The organism is uncultured Gilliamella sp., from assembly GCA_945271295.1.
Classification (GTDB): Bacteria; Pseudomonadota; Gammaproteobacteria; order Enterobacterales; family Orbaceae; genus Gilliamella.
In genome coordinates this window covers 17,758-42,542 of the sequence record CALYPG010000024.1, presented here as the reverse complement: position 1 = coordinate 42,542, position 24,785 = coordinate 17,758, and the positions used below count along the sequence as shown (strand labels likewise).

The following is a 24,785-nucleotide window of genomic DNA, read 5'->3' as shown; positions in this document are numbered from 1 at the left end:
CTGACAGGCACCTATAAAAAACTGGTAACTGTCAGATCAGGTTTGAGCTACTACAATCGGGAAAAATCAAACCAATCCCAGACACTCACCTTTTTTACTCCCTCATCTTTGCTCGACACCCAACCGACAATTGTTTATTTTTTCATAGATTGCTTCTATGTTACGGATTGCTATTTTATTTAGCGAGTTCATCATCTATTTTGTCTATTTTTTGTTTCATTTGTTCCACTAAGCATTTTGTGATTTTATGAGTGAAATCTGTTGTTTCAGTATGATAGGCAGGTGGAGGGAATGTTAAACAAATTTGATTTATCTTTTTATCAATTATGTTTATGCCTCTTTAAAAGTGGGATTTTTTTCTGCAAGGGATATTAGCTTTTGAGATAAAATATCATGGTAATAATGATAGGTATCTAAATTACATATAGCATTATATTCGTTTTGATAACAAGTTTTAAGCTCATCACTGTTAAACTTTGATGTTTCTAAAGATCTTTCTAAAATTTTAAATTGATTGGGATAAATAATTTGATATTTATAATCTTCGCTAACTAATAATTCTTTAAGTTGAAATTGCGAGTTTTCTTTATCTATTCATTTGATATTCAACTTTGGTTGTGTGAACTTTATCATCTTTGGGAAATTCGTCAGGTTCAAAAAGATTTTGTTTTTGATGTTGTTTTATCAAAATTTTGCCATTGGTTTTTATTACAAAATCATCCCAATATGATATTTCTCCACTTTGTATCCGATAAAGTAATATTGCATCAATTAGAATGCCTTGAGAGTCGTAACTATTTAATTGAAAAGTAAAAACCTTTTCATCATTCTCACCCATAGCCATTTGTATAATCCCTTTATATAAAATATCTTTATAATAAAAATAGCAATGCGGGAAATAAAAAGTAGTTTTAATCACATATTCGGATAATTTTGGTCTAAATGAAAATTCTTTATTTGAAAATCTAAATGGAAATGGCATATTAGGTGAAAGATACAAACCATATTCACCCCAATAATAATATTTTTTTAATTCATCAGAAGAATAAGGTAATTTTATTTTACGATAGTTACGTAAATCACTACTTAAATTTTCTGAAAATGCGATGTCAACAGAACAAAATATTAACAAAGAGATAATAATTAAATCTCTAAATACTCTCATTATATGATTCCCTTAATTTTATTCATGCCAAATCCAACATATAAGTGGTTGTTGGTTTCTGGTTTTATTTTATGAGAAATATTATTTAGGATGAGCTAATAAAACTAATGAAGAAAATATCTTTTAATCATTCTAATTTATACTTAATCTCATTTATTATTCAAAATTAATATTTCCTTTATCATCAATAAAATAATAACTTGTTTTGTGTTGCTCAGTCATAAGTTTGTCTGTTTCAATATCTATGCAATACTCTGCTTCTGTTATTTCAAATTTTTTATTTTTATAAATTCTTATTTTTTTTCGATATGAACATTCAGCGGCTGCGCCATCAACTGCAATAATTTTACTGATAAATTTGTAATTTTTATCAAAAATCTGCATTTCCAGTGTGGGAAGATTATAATATGAGTCTTGGTCATTATGATCCCAATAGGCAAAAAGAAATATGTTTAGATTTTTGTCAAGTGGGATTTTTTTAAACAATATAGCCTTATCTGTATAAGGTTTCCTGTGTTCAACCATACCTTGTAAGGGAGTGTCAGAATTAAAAAATGAATTTAGCGAGTTATTTTCATCGTAAATCTCTTTGTTATCTGCAAAAAATTGTCTCAAAGAATAATGTTCTTCGGATAAAATGCTTTTTGGATATTCTTTGAATTCATAAAGGATAGCGTCCTTATGAGTTCTACTTTGGGTTTCAGCAAAAGAAAAGAACGATATAATTAAAATACCTATAGAAAAAAATTTAAATTTAATCATCCGTTAATCCTTTATATTAATAATTCGTTTAAAATCAAAACCACAGATATGTAAATGGTGATGATGATCATAACCATTAGGATTAGATTTGAGCTAGTACAATTTAACTCCAACATAGCACCAAGTAGACATTCAAAACAGTCTGGATTTATAAACTATCTTGGATGATCGCCGTAGAATATTGCGAATTTCACTTTAAAACTACATTTTAATCAGGAGAATAGACTGTTATTACTTTGGTTTTATTGCCTTGATAAATAAAAGTATAAGTAGTGACACCACCATCAAAATTTTGTGTGATTTTTAACTTATTTTTACCAGACCATTTATATTCTACCTCCACATGCATATCTTCATCATTATAAGTAACAGAAAAATTCTTTCCTACTTTAATTTTTTTTCTAAAAATTTTTTCAGAGTCAAAACTCATAACATTATAAACATCCAAAATGGTCATATTTTTATAATAACAAATATCAATAGAATCCATATCAACCTGTTCTAATTCATGACATTTCCCATTATAATAATTCCTAATATTTTTTTCTTCTTGTGCAGAAGAACGTTTATAAAAAATTAATTGACTTTCATATGGAACCATTAATTGATCGCTATCAAGCTGAATGATATTCATATAATTATTACTATTACAAAGATCTGATGAACTAGATCTATCATTAGTATAAACCATACTAAAGTTAGATAATGTTAAGTGGTATTCTTTTAACTGTTTGCCATAATTTTCAAAAAAATGATTTTGGTTTAATATATTAATAATATCCTTTTTATTTCCTTCTATCGGTTTAAAATCACAACCCCAAAAAATTACTTTTTGTTGATTATAAGTAACCAATTGTTCTAATTCTCTAACTAATTGTTCACCTGCTTTTGTTTGTGTGACTTGTTTATTTAACTTATCTTTCATTAATGTATAATAATTGTTGTTAACCACATCATTATTTGATGCATGAGCAAAATTTGAACCTGAAATTAATAATAAACAGCCCAATAATAAATTTTTCATGTTATCACTCCAAATTATTGAGGTTCAGTCCTAAAAGTATTACGATATCCCTCTTTTAATAATTCCAGAGGATCTAATAGATCTTTACGTCGTTCATAAGGTTTATTAGCTTTATTACTCAACGAACTTTTCAAGTTTAATCCACTTGCTCCTGAATAATATTCTAAATGCAACATATAAATTATTTTTCCATTAATAATTAGTTCAGGTTTATATTTCTTTGTTATTTTAGCATTGACTTTAATTTCAATAGTATGTTTACTTACTTCACCGGTTGCAAGTTCTTTTAGTAATAATCCTGTCTTCGCGATTACTGTACCTTGTTTGACAAAATCACCTACTTTAACTTTAATACTTTCTTTATCTACTTCACCATAACGAATAATAAATTGTCTTCCACTCCATGTTTCATGCTTTATGGTTATTTGATGTGTTTGAGAGTAAAAATTCTTCACCTCTAAAACAACACCATCACTAACCGCAACAATTTCTGCATATGGTTCTGTATATAAATCCCTTGCGGCATGTTTTCTTGTACCACCACTACGCCCCCATCCAAACATTGTCTGGTTGTTATTTTTAGTCCAATTGTAATTAGCACCAAATTGCATATCAAAATTATTTATTGGTTTTAATTTTAAAGGGAAAATAACATCTTTTTTATAATTTGTTAGCATCATCATTGATATAGGATGGATAAACCAAGCTTTGCCGTTTGGGTTTAGTGTGGCTGGTGGTGGGGCTTCAGGTTCGTTTTGTTCGGTCGGGGTGCTTGGGGTGCTTTCATTTTCACTTATCGCACCTGAGTCGGTTGTTGATTGATTTTGATTGGCTAACCCTTTAACCACATCATCCCACCATAAACACTGTTTGATTTTCTCTTTTTCTTTTTCCCACTTTGCTACGTCAGTTTCTAGCTTTTGCATATAATAATATTGTTCAAGCTGTGCTGGATTGAGCTTTTCTTTTGGATTTTGTTTATAATCTGCCGGAAATTGACTTATTTTATCGCGTCGCTCTTGTAATCCTGCTGCTTCTTCTGAGTCGGCGGTTTTTCCGATATTCTTTAAGTGGGCATCACGTTTTGCTTCATCGCCATCCCTTAAATAACCCAGGACATTTTCAGCATCCTCAGTCATCACACTATTTAACGCTTCCCAGTCCGGCATCTTGCCTTCGGTATTGATTTCACTGTACCATTCACTTTTATAGTTAACTAATAAACGCCCTAACGCCTCAAATAATATCGGTTTCTCTTTTACTCCTTCAAAACATTTATCCTTTATATAGGCATACTTCTTGTTTTCTGGCGAGTCGGTCGTATATTGTCTGTCTAATATAGATAACGTTGTCTTTAAAGTTAGTTGGTATTTATCTAATGATGGATTATCTTTATTTCGTTTTTCTGATAATTCCACATCCTTATAAAACTCCACTAAGCTGGCATTTTCAGTTAATCGGGAAAAATCAAACCAATCCCAGGCACTCACCTTTTTTACTCCCTCATCTTTGTTTGACACCCAACCGACAATTGGGAGGTTTCTCGCGTCAAGAGCTGCAACCTTCCACCATAAAGTGTCTTGTTCATCTTTCGCTCGTTTATCTCGTGAGGTGAGTGTTTCATCGTTTAGCGATAACAGTAATGGTAAATCTGTTATTTGAGTGCTTTTTGCCAACTCACTAGCTTGTAAAGGATGTTTACTCCAGGCAACCATTGTTTCATTTAATGTGATTTCACCATTTGGCTTGGCTATTTTAGCCACCTCTTCATTATTTTCTATCCATAATGTCTTGGTTTCGGTATCTGAAGTTTTGATTTCAATTTGTATCCAATTGATACCAACGTTTTTACTTTTTACCTTTATTTTTGTGCCGGTATAAGGTTTACCTACGGTGGTATCTCCTTTATTCGGCGTCGCCAGTAATTTCGCGCCTTTTGATATGGCTAAGAAGGATTTGTCAGCATCAACTAATTTATTCGCTTCTGTTTGAGTTTGTGTAATGTAATTAGTTAAATCTTCACAGGTAAAACATTCCACATGCAACAATGGGTTAAAATATGTATCTTTAAAGGTATCGTCCGGTAAAATTTCAATATCTTGTGGTTTCCCTTCTTTATCTTTTTCTTTATCGATTCCAGCTTCATAATCGTGATAGTTTCCAATATGCCCAACTAAATCACCGGCTTTAATTGGGAAGGGTGTATCTAATACCACCACTTCATCATATTTTTTGCCTCTGGATATCTTCTTTAAACAAGCCAAATTAACCATTTTTTTCGCTTCCGGTAACGGAATTGTTGGCTTTCCATCCCGTATAATTTCGGTTAATTCAATTAAACCATTTTTATTTTTGGTTCCGGTAATCTTAATTTGTGTGCCAATCGGTAATGTTGAAATAACGTTTTTTCCATTTTCATCATTTACTGTCAATCCTTTTGATTTTGCTAAATTTGAATCCTTACCTTGAATTTCGAATTCTGATTGCTCCACTGCTTTACCGGTATAAACCCAACCTAAAATCTTTTCGATATTATTACCATTTTTATATTCAAAAGGTATCAATGTCGGAATAGAGGTATAACCATCTACTAAAGAAGTCACTGCATACCATTTATTGTTGTCATCGTGTAAATTAAGATTTAAGTTTATTTTTGTTCCTTTTTGCAAAACGGCTTTAATTGAACCATTTGCTTTTTCACGAATACGTAATCCCACAATATTTTGAAGTTGTTTATCAATCACCCGATAAATATCTTGTTCCCAAAAGGCTGGTGTCGGTTCGTCAGGATATTTATCATAATAAGCCGAATCGGCCAGATGCATATAAAGACTGTAAAAATAGAGTTGATGTCCCGGCTCTTTTTTCTCATTTTCCGTTGTTTCTGAGGGGGTTGGTGCTGGGGTAGTAGCGGGACTTGTCTCTGCATTTGTGGCAGGAGACTGATTTGGTGTCACCTCTGCTATAGCGGGTGATGGATTGGATGCTGAATTTGTGTCGGCATTAGGTGCCTGAGAAGGCGTACTGTTGTTGTCAGCTGGAGGAGTACTTTCGGTTGTTTCAGCCTTTTTTTCTGGTACGCGTTCCATTTCAAGTAAATGTCGAACTAATACAAATCCCGTTGAGAAAAAAGCGACTTTTTCATCATAATCAATTTTTTGGTAATGGCCATTGACGCGATAAGCAATCACTTCCCCATCAGCGATACAATTCACCTTAGTTTTAATTGGTTTAGTAATGCCTAATTTTTCTAGTGCATCTTTGTCAAAATGAACGCCCGTATGCACAAGTTTAGTAAGACCGACCGGATAAAATCCATTTTTAGCAGAGAGTAATGCTTTATAATAGAGCTTAGCTGTTATGTCCTTTTTATCTTTTGAATCGTCGGGCGATTTCGCAATAACCGGATATTGCCATTTTTTTATTTTCGATAATACCATGATGTAATCCCTTAACCTGAAAAATTCATTTTTTTGCTCTTTATTGTTCGCATAAGTGCAACTTTAAGTTCTGTCGTTGATAGTTTCGGTTGATGAGCATCCATCGTTGCCGCCCCCATCTTTTGCATAGCATTACACTTCAAATAGATATTCCCTGATGTTCCAAGCTCTATCCCTTGACTACTGATTTTGATATAAGAGCCGCCACAAATTAAGGTGATATCCTGGCTTGCTGTCACCGTTACACTGCCGTCTACACTATCTACCTTGATATCTTGTTTCGCCGCCACATTCAGATTGTCATGTTGGGCCTGCATCTCAACATCACCCTGATTGGCAAACAGCTTTATCCCGGCTTTTTGAGCAAACAGACCTATTGCTTCACTGGTCGATAACGTGATGTTTTTTAATGCACTTATATCCGTTTGATTTTCACTGGTGATAGTCACACTGTTACCGCTCGACAGTTGAATATCTTCCGGACTGGTTAACGCTATCCCTTCTTGTGCATAAGCAAGTATCCTACTTTGACTTAGCCCGGTCAGGGATGATTTGAGTTGTTCCTGACTGTCAGTATCTGCGCTGTGGGCCTCAGACTGAGTTGCGGCATTTTGCAGGGCTTTAGCAATGGATAGCGCATTTTCAATCTGGGTAATAGCCGCTTGCATATCCAGCTGCTTACCCTGCGCTTTCGGCTCGGTTTGACTTGTCAGGTATAACCCTTTTTCTGCCGCTATAGCACCCCACTCATCGGTGCGCAGTTCAAACCCTTCCCCGCGTAGCTCCCGGTTTTGGTTCACTAAGTGCCCCATATTTAGCTGTGTCTTACCGTATTCGGTTGCCAGTTTTATATGCTCTTTTCCGCGCTTATCATCCATGCGCAGTTTGTTGTTAGCCGGTGTACGGATAACATTACGGTGTTTATTGACCGTTGTAACAAGGTCCGGGTGGCTACTGTCATGCATCGCATGAGCAATATACGGTCGGTCTGGATTGCCATCCGTAAAAGCAATCGCAACGCCTGTACCATCAATTAGCGGAAAGTGAAAACCGTAAGTTGCACCGGCATAAGGTTTAGCCAGCCGTACCCATAAGCTCTCCTCACCTTTCTTCCAGCTCTTTAAATCAAAGTTAAGTTTGACCCGATAACGCCCTTGCGTATCAATATAACCATAAGTATCATTATCCGGACTGGTCACCCTGGCAGGTAATGTGCCACCGACTTGTGGCCAGGCTATCGGCGCCGGGCGATACGGCTTTAATACCTGATAAGGTATCGCGGTAAAACTCAGTTCGTATGCATCGGTGCGGTTACCTTGCCCCTGCACACTTAAAATGATTACCCCTTGATTAATCCCTGAAAGTGGACTGCCTTTAATGTTAATATGTTGACCCGGAGCAAGATTGTAGTGATTACTTTTACCGCTAATAATAATTTGTTTGCTGATGGCATGCTCGTGACGGATTTGTGCATACCAGTGACCACTTTCTATATCATTATTATTATGACTATTATCATTATCGCTTTCATCGTTATCGTCGCCGGGATGCGTGTTTCCCTGACCATTAGTATTTAAGCCTTTATAATGCTCTTCATAACGGTAGTCTGTACCATAGGTAGTCTGGTCTTGCGGTTGGGTGTTAACTTCATCCTGTAAATTAGCTGGTGCATCGCGGTAGTTGTAATCTTGTACTTTGACCGATGATGCCACCACTTCGCTATGTAAAGTCATATCCCACACACTTTCGGTGCCACCGTCAATTGTCCCGGTCGGTAATTTGTAGTCAATGCTACCCACATTATTATAGCCTTGCTCATAATCACTTAATACCATCACATCACAATGGTGTTCGGCATGACTTTCAAATCGAAACCATATCCCCACATCAGCAAGCAACCGTTGAATAAACTCAAGGTCACTCTCCTGCCACTGCGTGATAAACTCTCGAATGGGGTAACTGTCCTTTAGTGCTAAGCGGTAATCGATTCCGGTAAAGCCATGGTTTCGTAATACGCTTTCAACTACACTCACCACACTTTGGTGTTGATATATGCCGCTCTGTTGTCCTGTTGCCAGTCTGGCTAAACGTGGCGATAAGGTCACCTGATAGTGAGCTTCATCTTTATTGACCGATAACTGGTTAAACGCTGTGATAACACCATATAATGTGCGGGTATCACTGACCGACGGGAAGTCACTTAACGAACGAATCGCTGAACCTAAAGATTTATTGATAACCGGATTAAAAGATAATGATGCTTTTTGATTGAGAAGGGAATCAATAGACAGGGCTTTGTCTGAACTGGTAAAACTGATGGTATAACGCCAGGGTTGATTTAACTGCTCTTCGCCCTCAATGTATAAAACAGACACCGGCGAACTCACGCTTTCCACCGTTAAGGTATAACGGTTGTGGCTAGTGCCACCCAAACTACCAACTAATCCGCCTGCCAATTCTGCACCTAATTGACCAATTAGACGGTTAACTTTGCTCGCCATCTGCTTCTCCTGTTTCTTAATCAATACATTCCATTATTAATAATTTTATTATTGCTACAGCGTTTTAATGCTGTTTTGAGCATAAACTAAAAAGATAACATAATTAAAGTATAAACTAATATGCGATATAATTTAACCACTTTTTAGTAAGTAAATGGTTTAATAGTAATAATATCAGTTAATTGAATAGGTTAGGTGGCTGTTAAAACCCTTTATATAGCCACACCACCCACCCATTTCACCCGCCAAGAGCAAATATTTGCCATTTCTAGGTTCAATGAAAGGTTAGGGTGTTATTGCTTTGTCTATTTGATAACAATACCAAGTATTACTAACCAGAAAACGTTATAATAAATGTCAAAATATTTGAATTACCTCAGAAGTAGAAAACAAAAACTCCTTTCCGAAAAGTGTAAATCGAATTTCCTTTACTATTCTTTACAAATTTTTTACGTTAAAAGGTGGTTATTTATTTTTAAGATTTTATAATTATAAAGCTAATAAATTGATTTAGCTTTATTTATAAGCAAACTCGCATAAAAATGCGAAAAAAACGATAAATTAATTGACAGGTAGGATGTTATGCAATATAATTTAAGGCATCAGGCATCAGGCATCAGGCATCAGGCTTGGAAACCTTATAGCTTAAATCTTCTTAACAACATTATAGTTAGGTATCCTCATCCAAGAATTATTTTAGTTCTCAACAATTGGATTTTATTGCCGCTGTTGCATCTATTTTTTTTTAATTCAAAATGTTTATCTAAAGTAGCTTTAGCGTTAATACCTTTGTTATTATTGCCATATTCAGCTAATACACAAGCATTATCAGCCCATATCGCACAAGTTATTAATGGTACTAATCCCTATTTAACGTTTGATAATGGTCGCACCAAGGTGACCACTACCGAAGGTTTGTTGGGTATTACCTTATCAGACGGTACTAGCATTACCCCAAGAACCAATACTTCAACTTCTACAAACCCAATAAAGTTACCCAAAGATGGGCAAAGCTTTGCGGATATTGGTATGTTGATTCCCACCACTACTGACTCAATAACATTAAATGATCTTATTGGTGCGCCTTATAATTATTGGGGTGACGATGATGGTGACGGTCAAGGGGTAAATGGTATAACCGCAACTGGAAGTCTAAGTGTTAGTATTACCGATAAAAATAACCAAGCTGTTAGTCGTAGTACCGTGTTAAATATTTGTAATGCCCCTTATAAAGTGGTGCTATCTAGTACCAATGGTAGTTTAAACACCCAGTATGGATTGCCTAATAGTAGTAATTTCACTGGTAGTAGTGCAACTTATTATATTAAGCCAAACTCTCCTCCCTCTATCTGCTACGTCAGGCCAAGTTTACAATTTGGCACAAATGGGGGTGAAATATCAAGATGGAATTTCACCGGACCTGCAAATATATGGAACCTGTCTATGGGGTTCCTTGTTCAATCAACTCAGCCATCATCATACAGTCGCAACTTCCCGACTACAGGTGCTAATAATCTGTATTTTGATTTACTCATAGGTGGTAATGGGCCTTTGACTTGGCCAGCTGTAACCAAAGGCGGTATTACTGCTACCATGACGCTGAATCCACCACGAGATAATTTTAATCCTAATGGAGATGCATCTGTCCGCGTTACGCTTACCGGCCCGTCGGCATCTGAACCTCAAATCAATTCAAATTCACCAAGTAGGCTTGGTGCAATCACTTTGCCTCAAACCTTTGAGTTAGTGGGTTATGATAGTAGTAATAGAGCAGTAGTAAAATATGGTTTTGTATTAAAGAAGTGGTTTGTCAACTCAGGAAATAAAATAGACACTGCTGCTAGCATGTCCTCTTGGTGTTCAAGCCTCGGTTATCGTATGTCCAATGTAAAAGATCTAACCAATGCTGTGTGTTTAGGTGTTAATTCGGCCGCTTGGTGTCAAGGTTCAGTCGGTGCCACACCATCATCAAGTACTAACAATTACATGCGTTACATTGGAGCAGGTTTTTTTTCTGAATGGGGGCGTATTGACAATTATACTGGAGCCGGCTTCGTTGCCTTCAACTATTGGACAAGTGATAATTTCGGTACAAAACAGTTCTATGTCTACTCGAACTATGGTTACGTTAATAGCTTCAATTCTACTCACAATTCTGAAAGACCTGAGTACTATGGAGTTTGCACCTATCCTTAGTACTTAGGTCTTTTTTTAATTTATTAGGCGGCAAGTCAAGACGGAGTAAATAAAATTAAACAAAAAAAGAAAAGTTACTCCTTGTAGGGAGCAACTAATTTGACTGAGTTAATGGTGCGCTTCCTGCCAAATGTTCTATGCCAATTAATTCCATTGGCACACACAACTTAAGGCAGGGGAGAACTAAAACAAATTCATGCTATTGCTTGAAATTCTGCCAAGATGTTCCCTGTGTATTATACGTTTTAATATAAAAATGATACCAAAATTCAATCGTTATGTTCTTTGTTGATTAATAGATAAATCGATTTTTGATCAACTTTTTTGGTTTTGTTTAGGATCACCAGAATAAGGAAATATACTATCTTTTAAAGAAAATGAAAAATCCTTAGTATTGATTTCACCTATAACTTTATCGCTATCATATAATGCTAGCAAAAATTCAGCCATTTGATCTGCGGTATGATATTTAGCGAAGCTTTTATCGTAGTCATATTCACTAACATTATTGGCCTTTTGACCAAATTCAGTTTGGGTTGCCGCTGGAGCCAGAACTTTGGCGGCTAATTTAGCTTGGCTTTGTTTTAACTCTTGTGCAAGTCCTTCGGTAAAGGCATTGACATAAAATTTAGTTGCACAATAGGTGACAGCATTTGGAACAATGATGTACCCACCGCGTGATGAGATGTTAATAATTTGTGTGCCTGATTGGTTGTGATATTTTCGGGTATAGAGAGTAGAAAAGATGGTTAAAGCTTCAATATTTAAATGTAACATTGTTTCAATTTTATCTAAATCCTGATCAGCCACACTTCCATAGTGTCCAAATCCGGCATTATTGATCCAAGTTTCAATAAAATAATTATCCAATTGATTAAAAAGTGTATGCACATTGGCTGAGTTTGATATATCGCACACTTTAATCACTACATCTAATTGTGGATTAATTTCAGCAATTTTTTGTTTTAATAAGGCTAATTGTTCTTCTCTTCTGGCAATCACAATAAGATTTTTATTACGTTTAGCAAAAGCGATGGCTGTTGCATAACCTATTCCTGAACTCGCACCGGTTATAACCGTATATTTTTTATCTATATTTTGCATATCAATTTACCTTTCATTAAAATGTTTTTATATATTAATTATTGTTGTTTAAATCTGTAATAACTTGTTCCATAAGTTTTCTGGTAACTCAATGTCTCTTTGTGCTTGCATTAAAGCTTCTTGTAATTGTTGGCGGTTAAATGGGAAGCAATAAGCTGGTTTAGCTCGTTCAAATTTCCAACTTACAGCTAAAGATCCGACATCAACATAATCAAAGCCCACACGATCGAGTAACTCAAATATTACTTGTTTGGTTAATAAGTCATCTCCTGCAACTGGAATTGCGCGTCTATTTAATTTATCGTTTGGTTTTGCATCTTTCACGATATCTTTTGCCAGAATGGCATTAAACACTTTGATAAGTTTAGATTTATTTAGATGCTTAGCAACTAATTCACTGGTTGTGGTTTCATAATTATCTAATTGTTGGAACTGTCCGTCACGCTTAGGATAATAGTTCATGGTATCAAGAACGATTTTATTGGCGAGTAGTTCAGTTGGTAGTTGTGGATAATTGATGAATGGAATTGCAGCCATGATTATATCGCCAAATTCAATAGCTTCTTGTTGACTGCCAATTTCACAGCCTATACCTCTAGTTACACTAAATAGTGTATTTTTATCTCTTGAATTACTCAACATGACCTGGTAACCAGCCTGCATAAATAGCGTTGCACAAGCTTGACCAACAAATCCAGCTCCAATTATACCAATTTTTTTCACTGTAATATTTCCTATTCCTGATAATAATGGTGTATTATCTTTGTAAATTAAAAGATAATAAATATAGTTATAATTGATTTATTAACAACTGAGAATTAGTAATTATGGATCTATTTAGATGTATGGAAGCATTTGTATTAACGGTAAAGACTGGTTCATTTGCTACTTCATCCATTTCGTTAAATACCTCACCACAAATGGTCGCTAAATACATAGCCTTTTTAGAAAGCTATTTAGGATTAAAATTACTTAATCGAACGACTCGTTCACAAATGTTAACTGAATTTGGCAAACAATATTATGATCGCTGTTTAGTTATTCTTGGCGAAGTTAAGAAGACTAAAACCTTGGCACAGCAGTTTAGTGAAGAGCCTAAGGGGAGAATTAGAATTAGTGCGCCACTAAGTTTTGGTCGGTTTACTTTGATACCTTTAATTAGCCAATTTATGAAGTGCTATCCAAAAATTAATGTTGATGTTCAACTCAGTGATCGTTATGTTGATTTAGTTAAAGAGGAATTTGATATTGCTTTTCGTGTCGGTGAATTGAATGATTCAGGGTTAATTGCCCGTAAACTTAGTCCTTATCAGCCCATTTTCGCCGTATCACCGAGTTATATCACTGAGTATGGTATTCCGGCAACCCCCTATGAACTAAAAGATCATCAATGCTTGATTTATCAATATGTTAATCGTAACGGTAATGATAATATTTGGCCTTTTACTATTAACGGTAAATTAGTGCAAATTCCTATCTCCGGTGCTTTTAAGAGTAATGATACTTCGGTGTTAGCGTCGGCCGCGGTTGAAGGGGTAGGGATCACGATGTTATCAGAATTTATGCTTGGTGATCTAATTAAACAAAAAAAATTATTACCAATATTACAAGGGTATTTGCCACCGGCTAAAAAAATGCATTTGATTTATACTGCTGATGCACAACGCTTACCAAAACTGAAGTTGTTTATTGAATTTGTGTTAGATTCTAACATCTAGCGTCTGTATCATTAATGTTATTAATTGAATAATAGTAATAATTAACAATCAAAATTAATTTAAATAGTAATTAAACTTGAAAAACAGCTAAAAAATATAAAAAGGCGATAATCAAATCGCCTTTTTATTTTAATGGATTAAAGCCATCATCTTACGATGAACTAATTTATCGTAACGAGTGTACTTACATCTTTACCTAACATATTATTAAGAATAACAAGATCATCAGCAGTTAAGGTGCCAACCGCATATTTTAACTGTAATAAACTAGTTAAATAATTGTATTTTGCATCAGATAAGTTCCTTTTAGAGCTATATAACTGGGTTGTAGCATTTAATACATCAACAATAGTTCGTGTACCAACCTGATAACCTGATGAGGTTGCTTCTAATGAACTTTGTGCAGATACCACTGCTTGTTGATATGCATTAATAGCACTAATGGAAGAAGAGATATTATTATATGAAGAACGAATTTGGTTAATTACACTACGGTTAGTGCTTTCAAGTTTCTCACTGTAACTAACATAATTATGCTGGGCTTGTGAAACTTTAGACATAGTTGCACCACCAGAGAAGATAGGCATATTAACACTAACTCCTACATAGTTATTCCCTGAAAAAGTTTTACCATTATTTGCGCTCCTTGGTGTCGAATAATTACCATATTTTTCGTTTTTGTTTAAGTTAGTAGAAGCATCTAGGCTAGCAGTAGGTAAATGACCTGCTTGTGCAAGTCTTATCTCATCACGTGCGATATCCTGATTTAATTTCATGGTTAATAGATTAAGGTTGCTAGTTTCAGATTGTTTTAGCAATGTACTAATTTGCGTCGGTGCTTGTGTTTTGAATGCATCAGTGTTAATTGTTGATAGCTTCGAATAAAAACGACCACTTACTTGACGTAGATCTTCAATAGCATTATTTAAATCATTTAATGCATTAACTTGTTGAGCCACAGTAAGATCATAATTCGCTTTAGCATTTTGTACATCCGTGATGGCAACCAGACCCACTTGATGTTGCTGGCGTGTTTGTTCTAATTGACGATAGATTGCTTTTTTCTGTGCATCAATAAAACTGAGCGCATCAAGTGCTTTTAACACATTAAAGTAGGCAACCGAAGTATTTAAGATTAATGTTTGCCCTTGGTATTGGTAAGAAATATCAGCTATACTAGCTTGTTTTTTAGTGATATCTAAAGCTTTCCAATTAGAGAAATTAAAAATACTTTGAGATAAGGTAACTTGGTATAAATTGCCGCTTTTTGATTTTGTACCACTAGTATCACGGCGCCCATGAGTCACACCGTAAGAAGCACTTAGACCAACTTGCGGTAATAAGCTAGCTCGTGAACCTGAAATTGCTGAATAGGCTTTCTCTTTTTCAGCTAATGAACTACGTAAATCGGGATTGGTTTCTTTTGCTTGCTCATAAACTTGAACCAGATTCTCAGCGAAGGCAGATTGGCTTAATACTAAGCCGATTAAAAGTGTTAAAGTTTTTTTCATTAAGCTTCTCTTTAAAAAACATTAAAATATAATAGTAGTATTTCCAATTGCTTAATTTTAACAGATAATTAGTATATAGAAAGCATGCTTAGTATACTATTCGCACTTTTTATTAAAATTTGGCTAAAAAAAATCGAGATCTAATATGAAAATTAATAGTAGTCCGGTACATTTTGACAAGAACGATGTATTTAATTTAACCAAACGAAAATTATATCAGGGGTTTTTCTCTCTGATTGAATACCGTTTTCAATATCGTCAATTTGATGGTTCAATGAGCGGAGTTGTCACCCGCGAAATTCTAGAGCGTGGTCATGCTGTTGTTCTTTTAGCTTATGATGTTAAAAGAGATCAAGTAGTTTTGATTGAACAAATTCGGATTGCGGCTATTGAGACACAAGATAGCCCATGGCTGTTAGAATTGATTGCAGGTATGATGGATCACGAAAATGAATCACCTGAAGAAGTTGCAAAACGTGAGGCAATCGAGGAAGCTGGAATTACTATTGGTCGTTGTAAGCCAATTATTAGTTATTTAGCTTCACCAGGAGGATTAACTGAAAAGTTACATATTTGGGTCGGTGAAGTTGATTCGTCAACAGCAATTGGTGTTCATGGACTTGCAGAAGAAAATGAAGATATCAAGGTACATGTTGTAAGTCGTGAACAAGCATATCAATGGGTTGAAAATGGCGTGATTAATAATGCCGCATCAATTATTGCACTTCAATGGTTGCAACTTAATCATCATTTATTGAAAAATGAATGGAATTAAACAATTTTGGTGAGGCAAATCAATAATTTCTTTTATAAAAATGTGATCTAATTTACACTTTTAAGATGAGTTCTGTATTTATAATTAATCAAATAGTCAACGAAATATATTTTTGATAAAAAATATTAATATTGATAAATAATTGAGGTAGGTTTTGGGGGCATTTTTACAACTTCCGGTCAATAATGAAAAATACGGTAGAATATTACATATCACCGATACGCATTTATTTGCTAATGATAATGATAAGTTATTGGGGATTAATTCAAATGCCAGTTTCTTATCGGTTATTGAGGAAATTGATAAACGTCATGAGCAATATGATTTAATTGTCGCCACTGGAGATTTTGTACAAGATGGATCTAAAAAAGCTTATCAACGATTTGCTTCTCAAATCAAAAAATTTGCCATTCCTTGTGTTTGGCTTGCCGGTAATCATGATAATTTTATCTATATGCAAGAGGTTTTTAATCATTATCAACTTGTTGAAAATAAAGTTGTATTACTAGGTAGTAAATGGCTTATTGTTTTATTAAATAGTCAGGTAGTTGGTCAAGCTTACGGTTTTTTAGCACCAGCAGAGCTTCTCTTTTTAAAAAATACGTTAGAACGTCATTCTGATAGAACTGCTCTTGTGTTTTTACACCATAATCCGATTACATCTAGCTGTAGTTGGTTAGATCAGCATATATTAAAAAATAGTGATGAGTTAGAACAAATTATTGAAAATTATCCTATGATAAAAGGACTAGGTTGGGGGCATATTCATCAACAACAAGATTTGAAATGGCATAATTGCACAGTATTTTCAACCCCATCTACTTGTGTGCAATTTAAACCTAATTGTGTTCAATTCCAATTATCTAATCAAGATGCGCCAGGATGGAGAGAAATCACTTTAAATGCTGATGGTACACTTAAAACTGAGGTTTATCGAATTAGTAATAATCGGTTTTTGCCAGATCTGTCTAAAAATGGCTATTAAATAGTAGATAAAATGAAGTCTGTAGCTACCAGGCGTGTTGTTCTATTATAAAAGTGGGGCGAAGAAGTAAAATAATCTTTCAACAACATGTTGCCAAACAGGGCGGTTTTTCCATTCTTTTGTACTTACTTCATCGGAATTTGCTAAGTAGGTTTGTAACAATGTGAACAGGGATTGAGCAAATTCTGCATCATCAATCACGGCGGTGATTTCAAAATTTAGCCAAAGACTACGCATATCTAAATTAACAGTTCCGACCAGGCTTAGTTGTTTATCAATTAAAACACTTTTGCTATGTAATAAATTATCATTAAATTGATAGAGCTTGACGCCACCATCTAACAACTCAGAAAAAAAAGCTCGGCTTGCCCATTTCACCATTAGTGAATCATTTTTTTTGGGTATTATTATAATTACTTCAACACCTCTTTGCGCCGCAGTGCAAACTGCATGTAAAATATCATCACTGGGTACTAAATAAGGTGTGGTGAAAATAATTTGCTCTTGGGCTGAATAAATGGCTGTCAGAAGTACCTGATGGATCATATTTTCCATATAGCCGGGACCAGAGGCAATTAATTGCATGATGTGTTTTTTTTCTTCTGGCGGTTCAGCAAAATCGGTAATCTGTGGTAGTGACAAACGTTTACCTGTTTCTAACTCCCAATCACTTGCATAGATAGCTCCCATCAATGTAGTAATAGGGCCGTTCATTCTTACCATAATATCAACCCATTCCCCTACATGTTTATTTTGTTTGAAATAACGTGGATCAACGATATTCATGCTACCTGTATAAGAGATATAATTATCAATAATGACAACTTTACGATGTTGGCGCAGATCAAGACGCCTGAACATAAAACGGAATAAGTTTACTTTTAATACTTCAATAATGATAATACCGGCTTCACGCATTCTTTTGCTTGCATCAGTTCTGATAAAATGGCGACTACCAGCTGAATCTACCATTAACCGACAAACCACTCCGCGTTTGCTTGCTTGAATAAGGGCATTTTCGACATCATCAGCTCTACCACCTTTATTCCAGATATAAAATACCATTTCAATATTAGAAGTTGCTTGATTAATATCTTCAATTAAACGGTCGAAGATGTCATTAGTGTTACTCAGAAGTTCAATATGATTACCATTAATGCCATCAAGTCCGGTTTGATGTTTACAAAGTTGAAAAATAGGTTTGCTCACAGAACTAACATTACTAGTAAAAATATTCGAAAATTCATTTAACTTATTAATAAATTTAGAGATAGTTGGACGCATTTTTTGTGCCCGTTTAACGCGTTGTTGCCCTAAATGTGCTTCACCCAATGCGAAATAGAGAATAATTCCAACAATGGGTAGAATATAAATGACTAGCATCCATGCAATAACATAAGTAGTTGGCCTTCGTTTGAACACAACTCGCAAGGTAGTTGCTACGATGATCAGCCAATAAAAAAGAAAAATTAGTGAACTTATTAATGCATGAAATGAAGTAAAATGCATATTTATCAACTATTAATTAAATTTAATTTACTAATAGGATCTTTATTACAGTCGTAATGCTGAAATGCCTCAGGTAGAGGGTTGGGATTGTTATGTTTATCTACTGAAACATAAGTAAATGTAGCATCGGTTATACAAAAACGTTGGTTATCAGCGTTGGTATCGGTTAGTTTTTTGATCCAAACCTCAATGCCGATTGTAATCGATGTTTTTCCCGTTTTTATACAATGCGCATAACAACAAACCACATCGCCTACCATTGCTGGTTTATGAAAGGTAATACTGCTAGCATTGACAGTAACAACTCTTTTTTTGGCAATTTCTTTAGCTAAAATTCCACCAGCAAGATCCATCTGTGACATGATCCAGCCTCCAAATATATGTCCATGAGGATTGGTGTCAGCGGGCATAGCTAATGTTCTAAGTACCAATTGACCTTGCGGTTTAGTTGTTTCTTGTTTCATTATTAAAATACTCCACCTTACGTGACTAGATTAATTGCTTTCGTTTGCGCTTTTGTTCATGTTTCTATAAATATAGATACCTGATATAAAAGATAATAATAGTGAAGCACCAGGTAAAATAAACACTTTGAATTTCCAAAAAAAGTCATCTGATGTGTAATAGGTTGCACCCAAACTAATTATTCCGCAAAACATGAAGAAACTAACCCATATTAAATTAAGTTTATTCCATACAATTGAATCTAATTGTAATTCTTTGCCTAACATTGTTTGTAGCAGATTTTTTTGAAATATACACTGACTAACTAGTAATGCTGTCGCAAATAAGAAATTGATAATAGTAACTTTCCATTTGATGATATTCGGATTTTGTGTATATAGAGTAAATCCTCCGAACACAATAATCATTAGATAAGATATTAATTCTACTTTATCTATTTTTCGGTAAATTATAAGAAGAATAAGAAATGAAACTGTTGCTGAGATCATTAGCGCTTGAACACCAGCAAAAACATCATATATTGTTAAAAAAACAAAAAAGAAGATAAGTGGAATAAAATTTAAAAGTTGTTTCATTTAATTATTAACCTAATCAGAAAAGATAAATTTTTTCATTGGAATAAATAAAAAAGCCTATTGAAATAGGCTTATTTTTTGGTATGAAGTTCAGGATGATTTTTACAATCACCTGAGTGACAATGACCGTAAAGGTAAAGACTATGATAAGTGAGCTCAACACCATATTGAGCAGCGATTTCTTTTTGTCGAGAATTAATAACTTCATCTCGAAATTCAAATACTTCTCCACAATCTAAACAAATTAGATGGTCATGATGTTCTTGTGTAGCCAATTCAAAAACAGCCCTACCACCTTCAAAATTATGACGAGTAACAATACCTGCATCATCAAATTGATTTAAAACTCTATAAACCGTGGCAAGCCCAATTTCTTCCCCCATATCAAGCAATTTTTTGTAGAGGTCTTCTACCGTTATATGTTGACAGGAGGGATCACGCAATAATTCTAAAATTTTTAATCGTGGTAACGTAACCTTTAAACCAGCACTTTTCAGTGCAGCATTATTATCATTATCATGATTTGCCATATTGCATCCTATTTTAGTTAATTGAATATATATTATAGAAACGATGCCCAGAAAATAAAAAAATCATTTTAAAAGACTAAAGATTCATTTCAGTGATTACTTGATTTACCCAGTTATTTATACGTTCTTGCGTTAATTCAGGTTGACGATCTTCATCAATTGCAAGGCCTACAAAATGTGAATCATCAACCAAACTTTTTGAAGCTTCAAAATTGTACCCTTTTGTTGACCAATGCCCAACTATTTTAGCACCTTTTGCTTCAATTATATCGCGAATTGTTCCCATGGCGTCACAAAAATATTCAGCATAATCTTCCTGATCGCCACAACCAAAAATAGCTACTGTTTTGCCATTGAAATCAATTTGCTCTAAATTAGGGAAAAAGTCATCCCAATCACATTGAGACTCACCATAATACCAAGTTGGAATGCCGAAAAATAAATAATCATATTGTTCGATATGCTCTTTAGTGCTTTTAGCAATATCATAAAGATCTGCTTTATCACTGCCTAAGATGAGTTGGATTTGTTTAGCTACATTTTCTGTATTACCGGTGTCACTACCAAAAAAAATACCAACTTTTGCCATATTTTTTACCTTTGCTATTAGTTATCGTATTGAAATATTATTGGATTATAACACTGTCAATTACTATCAGCAATAATTCTCATTTGTCACTAATATTGGTTATTATTTACTACACAAATTAATGATCTTAGATTAGAATTACCTACTGTTTTTTATTAAATTAAGCTGTGGAATCTCGCTATGAACCTGCATGAATATCAAGCCAAACATCTGTTTAAACAATATAATTTACCCGTTCCTGAAGGGTATGTCTGCAATTCAATTGATGAAATACAAGATATATTAGCTGAATTATCATCTCAAACTGTTTCAAATGCATGGGTAGCGAAATGTCAAGTGCATGCGGGAGGGCGAGGTAAGGCTGGTGGAGTTATATGTACCAAAAATTTCAACGAAATAAAATTGTTTGCTGAAAAGTGGTTGGGTCAATATCTGGTTACTTATCAAACAACTGCTAAAGGGCAATTAGTTAACAAAATCTTAATTGAAAAGGCCTCCCATATTAAACAAGAGCTTTACTTAGGCGCTGTGGTTGATCGAAGCACTAAACGGGTTGTGATTATGGCTTCAACCGAAGGGGGTGTTGATATTGAAAGTGTTGCTGAAAAAACACCACATTTAATTCATAAAGTTTCACTCGATCCATTAACCGGGCCATGTGCCTTTCAAGGTCGCGATCTGGCGTTTAAATTAGGTTTAAATGGTAAATTGATTAATCAATTTTCTCGACTATTTGTTAATTTTGGCAAACTTTTTTTAGAAAATGATATTGCTTTAGCGGAAGTTAATCCATTAGTTATTACCGATTCTGAAGAATTAATTTGTTTAGATGCGAAAATTGTTTTAGATGACAATGCTTTATTTAGGCATCCAAATTTAAATGTATTAAGGGACACGACTCAAGAAGATGAACGTGAATCGATTGCTGCTAAACAAGGAATCAGTTATGTCTCGCTAGCAGGTAATATTGGCTGCATGGTAAATGGTGCTGGTCTAGCAATGGCAACAATGGATCTTATTAAGCTTTATGGTGGTGAACCAGCTAATTTTTTAGATGTTGGGGGTGGCACAACTAAAGAACGGGTTGCTGAAGCATTTAAATTGATCTTATCCGATAATAATGTTAAAGCAATTTTAGTTAATATCTTTGGTGGCATAGTGCGCTGTGATTTAATTGCTGATGGTATTATTACGGCAATTGAAGAAATAGGTCTTAAAGTCCCTGTAGTTGTGCGTTTAGAAGGTAATAATGCACAACAGGCTAGACAAATTCTTGCTGATAGCAAATTAAATGTTATTACTGCTGAAAGCTTAATTGATGCCGCACAAAAAATTGTCGCAGTTGCATAACCAACACAAGGAATGGAGAATAGTTATAATGTCAATTTTAATAAATAAAGAAACCAAAGTCATCTGCCAAGGATTTACCGGTAGTCAAGGATCTTTCCATTCTCAACAAGCACTTGCATATGGTACCAAATTAGTCGGTGGCGTTACCCCAGGTAAAGGTGGAACGACTCATCTAGGTTTGCCTGTATTTAATACCGTTAAAGAGGCGGTTGATACTACCGGAGCAACTGCGAGTGTTATCTATGTGCCAGCAGCATTTGGTAAAGACTCTATATTAGAAGCGATAGCAGCAGGTATTAAATTGATTGTGTGCATTACTGAAGGTATTCCAACTTTGGATATGCTAATTGTTAAAGAGAAATTAAAACAGCATCATGATGTAATAATGATTGGACCGAATTGTCCAGGTATTATTGTTCCAGATGAATGTAAAATAGGTATTATGCCGGGGCACATTCATTTAGCTGGCAAAGTTGGTATTATTTCTCGATCGGGAACGTTAACTTATGAAGCGGTAAAACAGACTACTGATATTGGGTTAGGTCAATCAGTTTGTGTTGGTATTGGTGGTGATCCTATACCAGGTAGTGATTTTATTACCATTTTAGCTTTGCTTGAGCAAGATCCAAAAACACAAGCCATTGTGATGATTGGTGAAATTGGTGGTACTGCCGAAGAAGAAGCTGCCGAATATATTAAACAACACGTAACTAAACCTGTAATTGGTTATATAGCTGGCGTATCAGCGCCTTCTGGTAAACGTATGGGGCATGCTGGAGCAATTATTTCCGGTAAAAAAGGTACTGCAGCAGAAAAAACTAAAATATTACAAGCTGCGGGTATTACGGTGGTGAGTAGTCTTGCAGATATTGGTGAGGCTGTAAAAAAACAATTTAAAATGTAATGCTTTTGACATATATCAATTTTTATTCTCAAATTATTGGTGTACAATGTCGCAAAATAACGTTATAAATTTTGTGGGCATTCAAGGATTAGGGAGCAAATATGTTAGATATAGTAGAACTTTCACGCCTTCAATTTGCACTCACCGCAATGTATCATTTTATTTTTGTACCATTAACGCTAGGTTTAGCGTTTTTGTTAGCAATTATGGAAACGGTATATGTTGTTAGTGGAAAACAAGTCTGGAAAGATATGACTAAATTCTGGGGCAAACTCTTTGGTATAAATTTTGCAGTAGGGGTTGCAACAGGTTTAACCATGGAGTTTCAGTTTGGTACTAACTGGTCATATTATTCTCATTACGTGGGTGATATTTTTGGAGCGCCACTAGCTATAGAAGGCTTAATGGCATTTTTTTTAGAATCAACAATGGTCGGTTTGTTTTTCTTTGGTTGGGAGAGATTAAGCCGAGGTAAGCATTTAATGGTTACTTGGTGTGTTGCGTTTGGTTCAAATCTATCTGCTCTTTGGATTTTAGTTGCTAATGGTTGGATGCAATTTCCGGTAGGTTCGGATTTTAATCCGATTAATTCTCGCATGGAAATGGCGAGTTTTTTTGATCTAATTACAAATTCTGTTGCTCAATATAAGTTTGTTCATACCGTGGCGGCTGGGTATTTAACTGGAGCGATTTTTGTTTTAAGCATTAGTTCATATTATTTACTTAAAAAACGTGATACTGCATTTGCTAAACGATCTTTTGCCGTGGCTGCTATGTTCGGTTTTATTATGTCGATTGTAGTTGCAATTATGGGAGATGAGGCCGGTCACGAATTAACAACAGTTCAACCTACGAAACTTGCTGCTATTGAAGCAGAATGGGAAACCCAACCTGCTCCAGCATCTTTTAATGTCATTGCATTTCCATCACAAGCAAATAAAGAAAATCTATTCGCCATTGAGATTCCCTATCTTATGGGGATAATGACAACTCGCTCTTTTGATACACAAGTAAAAGGTCTAAAAGATATTTTGGCTAATAATGAAGCAAGAATTCGTAATGGTATTTTAGCCTATGCCAATTTAGCCAAAATCCAACAAGGAAATCAAGATCCAGCTATTATTGAAGCTTTTGAAAAAAATAAAGCGGATTTAGGTTATGGTTATTTGGTTAAACGTTTTACCGATCGTGATAATCTCACTATACCTCAAGCTACAGAAGAACACATCAAAGCGGCGACAGAAGATTCGATTCCAGCGGTTTGGCCATTATTCTGGGCGTTTAGAGTTATGGTTGGTTTGGGTTGTTTGATGATTCTTGGAACGGGTATTGCGTTATGGGCTACTTATAAAAATAAAATTGGTGAAAAACGTTGGTTATATCGTTTGTTAGTTTTATTTTTACCCTTTCCATGGCTGGCATGTGAGTCAGGTTGGTTTGTAGCTGAATATGGACGCCAGCCTTGGGCTATTCAAGATATATTACCAACAGGTATTGCCAATTCATCATTAACGGCTGGTGAAGTATTATTTACGATGGTGCTTATTTGTGGACTATATACTCTATTTTTAGTTGCAGAAATGTTCTTAATGTTCAAATTTGCTCGTTTAGGACCAAGTTCATTAGGTACAGGCAACTATCATTATGAAAAAACACAACCGATAACAGAATAGGACATTAGG

20 protein-coding genes are annotated in these 24,785 nt (G+C 34.8%); 7 read left to right on the top strand and 13 right to left on the bottom strand.

Features of this window, described 5'->3' with window-relative positions; translation table 11 throughout:
- Window positions 1-586 precede the first annotated feature (586 nt).
- The 5 genes from Q0K76_RS10800 to vgrG all read right to left on the bottom strand — a co-directional run bounded on the left by Q0K76_RS10800 (window position 587) and on the right by vgrG (window position 8,892).
- Complete coding sequence (locus Q0K76_RS10800) at window positions 587-1,165, bottom strand: hypothetical protein (RefSeq protein WP_294615551.1); 579 nt, start codon at window positions 1,163-1,165, stop codon at window positions 587-589.
- Window positions 1,166-1,321: 156 nt separating this feature from the next.
- The gene (locus Q0K76_RS10795; protein ID WP_294615549.1) at window positions 1,322-1,927 is read right to left on the bottom strand and encodes a hypothetical protein; all 606 of its coding nucleotides are present in this window, start codon (window positions 1,925-1,927) and stop codon (window positions 1,322-1,324) included.
- A gap of 208 nt (window positions 1,928-2,135) precedes the next feature.
- Entirely contained in the window at window positions 2,136-2,951 is an 816-nt protein-coding gene (locus tag Q0K76_RS10790) for a hypothetical protein (protein ID WP_294615547.1), read from the bottom strand.
- Window positions 2,952-2,965: 14 nt separating this feature from the next.
- Window positions 2,966-6,391 (bottom strand): peptidoglycan DD-metalloendopeptidase family protein, encoded by a 3,426-nt coding sequence (locus Q0K76_RS10785; protein ID WP_294615545.1) that lies wholly within the window; start codon window positions 6,389-6,391, stop codon window positions 2,966-2,968.
- An 11-nt stretch (window positions 6,392-6,402) separates the two neighbouring features.
- Window positions 6,403-8,892 (bottom strand): type VI secretion system Vgr family protein, encoded by a 2,490-nt coding sequence (gene vgrG, locus Q0K76_RS10780; protein WP_294615543.1) that lies wholly within the window; start codon window positions 8,890-8,892, stop codon window positions 6,403-6,405.
- 582 nt (window positions 8,893-9,474) lie between these two features.
- Here vgrG and Q0K76_RS10775 point away from each other — a divergent pair.
- Window positions 9,475-11,088: a hypothetical protein gene (locus tag Q0K76_RS10775; protein WP_294615541.1), complete on the top strand. Its 1,614-nt coding sequence runs from the start codon at window positions 9,475-9,477 to the stop codon at window positions 11,086-11,088.
- 315 nt (window positions 11,089-11,403) lie between these two features.
- Here Q0K76_RS10775 and Q0K76_RS10770 read toward each other — a convergent pair whose 3' ends face one another.
- A complete protein-coding gene (locus Q0K76_RS10770; protein ID WP_294615539.1) occupies window positions 11,404-12,192 on the bottom strand; it encodes an SDR family NAD(P)-dependent oxidoreductase in 789 nt (262 codons plus the stop codon).
- Window positions 12,193-12,240: 48 nt separating this feature from the next.
- Window positions 12,241-12,915, bottom strand: a complete 675-nt coding sequence (locus Q0K76_RS10765; protein WP_294615537.1) for an NAD(P)-binding domain-containing protein — start codon at window positions 12,913-12,915, stop codon at window positions 12,241-12,243.
- A gap of 104 nt (window positions 12,916-13,019) precedes the next feature.
- Here Q0K76_RS10765 and Q0K76_RS10760 point away from each other — a divergent pair, with 104 nt between their 5' ends.
- On the top strand, window positions 13,020-13,910 hold the full coding sequence (locus Q0K76_RS10760; RefSeq protein WP_294615535.1) for a LysR family transcriptional regulator: 891 nt from the start codon (window positions 13,020-13,022) through the stop codon (window positions 13,908-13,910).
- A gap of 161 nt (window positions 13,911-14,071) precedes the next feature.
- On the opposite strand, the gene tolC is transcribed toward Q0K76_RS10760, so the two are convergent.
- Window positions 14,072-15,421, bottom strand: coding sequence for an outer membrane channel protein TolC (gene tolC, locus Q0K76_RS10755; protein ID WP_294615533.1), 1,350 nt, complete (start codon window positions 15,419-15,421; stop codon window positions 14,072-14,074).
- A 145-nt stretch (window positions 15,422-15,566) separates the two neighbouring features.
- Between tolC and nudF the strand changes: the two genes are divergently transcribed.
- Together nudF and cpdA are read left to right on the top strand one after the other, a co-directional pair.
- Complete coding sequence (gene nudF, locus Q0K76_RS10750; RefSeq protein ID WP_294615531.1) at window positions 15,567-16,196, top strand: ADP-ribose diphosphatase; 630 nt, start codon at window positions 15,567-15,569, stop codon at window positions 16,194-16,196.
- Between the two features lie 154 nt (window positions 16,197-16,350).
- On the top strand, window positions 16,351-17,181 hold the full coding sequence (cpdA, locus tag Q0K76_RS10745; protein ID WP_294615529.1) for a 3',5'-cyclic-AMP phosphodiesterase: 831 nt from the start codon (window positions 16,351-16,353) through the stop codon (window positions 17,179-17,181).
- 45 nt (window positions 17,182-17,226) lie between these two features.
- Here the strand turns inward: cpdA and cls are convergent, their stop codons facing one another.
- From cls to fldA, 5 genes are all read right to left on the bottom strand, one after another.
- Complete coding sequence (gene cls, locus Q0K76_RS10740) at window positions 17,227-18,690, bottom strand: cardiolipin synthase (RefSeq protein WP_294615527.1); 1,464 nt, start codon at window positions 18,688-18,690, stop codon at window positions 17,227-17,229.
- A gap of 5 nt (window positions 18,691-18,695) precedes the next feature.
- Window positions 18,696-19,154, bottom strand: a complete 459-nt coding sequence (gene yciA / locus Q0K76_RS10735) for an acyl-CoA thioester hydrolase YciA (RefSeq protein ID WP_294615525.1) — start codon at window positions 19,152-19,154, stop codon at window positions 18,696-18,698.
- 30 nt (window positions 19,155-19,184) lie between these two features.
- Window positions 19,185-19,730: an inner membrane-spanning protein YciB gene (locus Q0K76_RS10730; protein ID WP_294615523.1), complete on the bottom strand. Its 546-nt coding sequence runs from the start codon at window positions 19,728-19,730 to the stop codon at window positions 19,185-19,187.
- A 71-nt stretch (window positions 19,731-19,801) separates the two neighbouring features.
- The gene (gene fur, locus Q0K76_RS10725) at window positions 19,802-20,260 is read right to left on the bottom strand and encodes a ferric iron uptake transcriptional regulator (RefSeq protein ID WP_294615522.1); all 459 of its coding nucleotides are present in this window, start codon (window positions 20,258-20,260) and stop codon (window positions 19,802-19,804) included.
- Window positions 20,261-20,336: 76 nt separating this feature from the next.
- Complete coding sequence (gene fldA, locus Q0K76_RS10720; protein WP_294615521.1) at window positions 20,337-20,849, bottom strand: flavodoxin FldA; 513 nt, start codon at window positions 20,847-20,849, stop codon at window positions 20,337-20,339.
- Between the two features lie 180 nt (window positions 20,850-21,029).
- Here fldA and sucC point away from each other — a divergent pair, with 180 nt between their 5' ends.
- The 3 genes from sucC (at window position 21,030) to Q0K76_RS10705 (ending at window position 24,776) form a co-directional block, all read left to right on the top strand.
- Window positions 21,030-22,199, top strand: a complete 1,170-nt coding sequence (sucC, locus tag Q0K76_RS10715; protein ID WP_294615520.1) for an ADP-forming succinate--CoA ligase subunit beta — start codon at window positions 21,030-21,032, stop codon at window positions 22,197-22,199.
- A 28-nt stretch (window positions 22,200-22,227) separates the two neighbouring features.
- A complete protein-coding gene (sucD, locus tag Q0K76_RS10710) occupies window positions 22,228-23,103 on the top strand; it encodes a succinate--CoA ligase subunit alpha (protein ID WP_294615519.1) in 876 nt (291 codons plus the stop codon).
- 101 nt (window positions 23,104-23,204) lie between these two features.
- Window positions 23,205-24,776, top strand: a complete 1,572-nt coding sequence (locus Q0K76_RS10705) for a cytochrome ubiquinol oxidase subunit I (protein WP_294615517.1) — start codon at window positions 23,205-23,207, stop codon at window positions 24,774-24,776.
- Window positions 24,777-24,785 lie beyond the last annotated feature (9 nt).

What these genes read in the sequence shown, in the direction of transcription:
- Q0K76_RS10800 (WP_294615551.1), bottom strand. Translation starts at nt 1,165, where the DNA reads ATGAGAGTATTTAGAGATTTAATTATTATCTCTTTGTTAATATTTTGT.
- Q0K76_RS10795 (WP_294615549.1), bottom strand. Translation starts at nt 1,927, where the DNA reads ATGATTAAATTTAAATTTTTTTCTATAGGTATTTTAATTATATCGTTC.
- Q0K76_RS10790 (WP_294615547.1), bottom strand. Translation starts at nt 2,951, where the DNA reads ATGAAAAATTTATTATTGGGCTGTTTATTATTAATTTCAGGTTCAAAT.
- Q0K76_RS10785 (WP_294615545.1), bottom strand. Translation starts at nt 6,391, where the DNA reads ATGGTATTATCGAAAATAAAAAAATGGCAATATCCGGTTATTGCGAAA.
- vgrG (WP_294615543.1), bottom strand. Translation starts at nt 8,892, where the DNA reads ATGGCGAGCAAAGTTAACCGTCTAATTGGTCAATTAGGTGCAGAATTG.
- Q0K76_RS10775 (WP_294615541.1), top strand. Translation starts at nt 9,475, where the DNA reads ATGCAATATAATTTAAGGCATCAGGCATCAGGCATCAGGCATCAGGCT.
- Q0K76_RS10770 (WP_294615539.1), bottom strand. Translation starts at nt 12,192, where the DNA reads ATGCAAAATATAGATAAAAAATATACGGTTATAACCGGTGCGAGTTCA.
- Q0K76_RS10760 (WP_294615535.1), top strand. Translation starts at nt 13,020, where the DNA reads ATGGATCTATTTAGATGTATGGAAGCATTTGTATTAACGGTAAAGACT.
- tolC (WP_294615533.1), bottom strand. Translation starts at nt 15,421, where the DNA reads ATGAAAAAAACTTTAACACTTTTAATCGGCTTAGTATTAAGCCAATCT.
- nudF (WP_294615531.1), top strand. Translation starts at nt 15,567, where the DNA reads ATGAAAATTAATAGTAGTCCGGTACATTTTGACAAGAACGATGTATTT.
- cls (WP_294615527.1), bottom strand. Translation starts at nt 18,690, where the DNA reads ATGCATTTTACTTCATTTCATGCATTAATAAGTTCACTAATTTTTCTT.
- yciA (WP_294615525.1), bottom strand. Translation starts at nt 19,154, where the DNA reads ATGAAACAAGAAACAACTAAACCGCAAGGTCAATTGGTACTTAGAACA.
- Q0K76_RS10730 (WP_294615523.1), bottom strand. Translation starts at nt 19,730, where the DNA reads ATGAAACAACTTTTAAATTTTATTCCACTTATCTTCTTTTTTGTTTTT.
- fur (WP_294615522.1), bottom strand. Translation starts at nt 20,260, where the DNA reads ATGGCAAATCATGATAATGATAATAATGCTGCACTGAAAAGTGCTGGT.
- fldA (WP_294615521.1), bottom strand. Translation starts at nt 20,849, where the DNA reads ATGGCAAAAGTTGGTATTTTTTTTGGTAGTGACACCGGTAATACAGAA.
- sucC (WP_294615520.1), top strand. Translation starts at nt 21,030, where the DNA reads ATGAACCTGCATGAATATCAAGCCAAACATCTGTTTAAACAATATAAT.
- sucD (WP_294615519.1), top strand. Translation starts at nt 22,228, where the DNA reads ATGTCAATTTTAATAAATAAAGAAACCAAAGTCATCTGCCAAGGATTT.
- Q0K76_RS10705 (WP_294615517.1), top strand. Translation starts at nt 23,205, where the DNA reads ATGTTAGATATAGTAGAACTTTCACGCCTTCAATTTGCACTCACCGCA.